Annotated in this window: 3 protein-coding genes; all 3 read right to left on the reverse strand. The window is 31.8% G+C overall.

The window, feature by feature from the left end:
* A partial coding sequence (locus Q0410_RS07190) for a ScpA family protein (protein WP_299034930.1) occupies positions 1–352 on the reverse strand: 352 nt, incomplete at its 3' end.
* Positions 327–881, reverse strand: a complete 555-nt coding sequence (locus Q0410_RS07195) for an NUDIX hydrolase (RefSeq protein WP_299034936.1) — start codon at positions 879–881, stop codon at positions 327–329. The genes Q0410_RS07190 and Q0410_RS07195, both read right to left, overlap by 26 nt.
* A 4-nt stretch (positions 882–885) precedes the next feature.
* Positions 886–2094: DNA repair protein RecN (locus Q0410_RS07200; RefSeq protein WP_299034933.1), on the reverse strand; the 1209-nt coding region annotated here is incomplete at its 5' end.

Below are 2094 nucleotides of genomic sequence, written 5' to 3' on the forward strand. Positions count from 1 at the left end.
TGGAGAAGTATTTTTTTCCTTCTTCCTCAAGCTTTTTAAAGTCTTTTTGAACTGACTTAATCTTTTTATATTCTATCAAATACTTAATCAAGTCTTCTTCTAAGTCATCCTCTTCTTCCCTAGGCAATAGTTTGTTTGACTTTATTGCAAGCAAAATAGAAGATATGTAAATAAACTCACTTAGCTCATCGAGGGGTATATCCATTTTCCTAATTTCTTCGAGATAAGGAGCAGTTATATCTTCTATATTTATATCATAGATATCAAGTTTTTGTTTTTCTATTAGTCTTAGTAAAACATCAAAGGGACCTGTATAGGATTCTATATCAATCTTTAGCTTCATTGTTTTCATTTCTAATCTTCATAGCATACATTATGCCTATGATAGTTTTTGCATCAGTTATTTCCCCATTTTGAACCATGTTAAACAAGTCATCAATCTTATAGGACAATCTTTCAACAAATTCATCCTCATCTTGTTCAAGTTCTGACTCTCTCAAGTCCTTGGCTATGAAAAATGATAACTTATCATTGGTAAAGCCAGGAGATGAGTGCATATCAAATAGATATTCTATATCTTCTGGGAAAAATCCTATTTCTTCTTGTAATTCTCTTTTGGCAGCGTCTATAGGCACTTCATTGGCGTCTACAAGACCTGCAGGTATTTCTAGAGTATAGGTATCTATAGCTTTCCTGTATTGTCTTACCAAGTATAAAGAATCTTCTCCATCAAAAGCTATTATACCAACACCTTTTTTATGTTCTACAATTTCTCTTTTAGAATATTTTTTGTCTGGTAATTCTACAGTATCAACCTTTAAACTTAAAATTTTACCGTCGTATATTTGTTCAGATTTAATTGTTGTCTCATAAGAATCCATATTCTTATTCATGCTTTAACTCCTCCGCCATTTCTAGCATTTCTTTGGCTGATTTTATAGTTGTTGGAGTAATATCTACTCCTCCAATTAGCCTGGCTATTTCGTCTATTCTCTTTTTACCACTAAGGCTTTCTTGTTCGCTTATGGTATACTTATCAAGGTCTTTTTTCGATATTAGGATATGATTATTTGATAGGGTGGCTATTTGTGGTAGGTGACTTACAGATATGACTTGTCGTCTTTGGGATAAGTCTAGGATTTTCTCCCCAACTATCTGAGCAGTCCTACCAGATATACCAGCATCTATTTCATCAAAAATCAAGGTATCTATATCATCATAGTCTGCAAAAACATTTTTGAAGGAGAGCATAATTCTTGAAATTTCTCCTCCCGAAGCAGTTTTTGAAAGACTTTTTAAATCTTCACCCTTGTTTGTCCTAATTAAAAAATCTAAATCATCAAAACCTTTTGGCCCAGGCTTAGGACTTTCCTTAAAGGAAATTTTAAATTTACCGTTTACTATATTTAATGACTGGATTTCATTTTTTATCTCTTCTTCAAGTAGCTTACTTTTCTTTACTCTTATTTCATGCAAGGCCTTACTTTTCGCATAAAGCTTTTTGTCAAGATCTGCTATCTTTTCATTTATATTAGTCTTTAAGTCTGTAAGCTCATCAAGCTCGTCAAGTCTTTTAAGTATAGATTCATAATAAGTTTTAATATCATCAATGGAGTTGCCGTACTTTCTTTTAAGATCAAAAATCTTTTGTGTTAGCATCTCCAGCTGATATAGTCTTTCTGGATCTTGATCAAGCCCTTGTTTATAGGTATCCAAATCTCTATAAAATTCATCAACTTCATCGGATATATTGGTAAGTCTTTCATATAGGTCTTTGGTATACTCATCATAGTCAGAATATTTTGATAGCTCATAGTCTACTTCTGATAAGAGCCTAGTGACTGTTAGAGAATCATAATCCATAGAAGATATAAGTTCTGTCATTTTTTCCATAGACTCTTTAATCTCTGTTACATTATTAAGTTTTTTATACTCTCTATCTATGGCCTCTTCATCTATAGTATCAAGGTCTATCTCACTAATATCTTCAATTTGATAGTTAATAAGCTCTTTTTCTCTTTGGACTTCTTCATCTGAAAGGTCAAATTTTTCAAATCTTTCTATAAGCTTATTCTTTTCATCATAAAGTTCTTT

This window comes from uncultured Anaerococcus sp. (assembly GCF_937934665.1).
Taxonomy (GTDB): Bacteria; Bacillota; Clostridia; order Tissierellales; family Peptoniphilaceae; genus Anaerococcus.

What these genes read in the sequence shown, in the direction of transcription:
- Q0410_RS07195 (WP_299034936.1), bottom strand. Translation starts at nt 881, where the DNA reads ATGGATTCTTATGAGACAACAATTAAATCTGAACAAATATACGACGGT.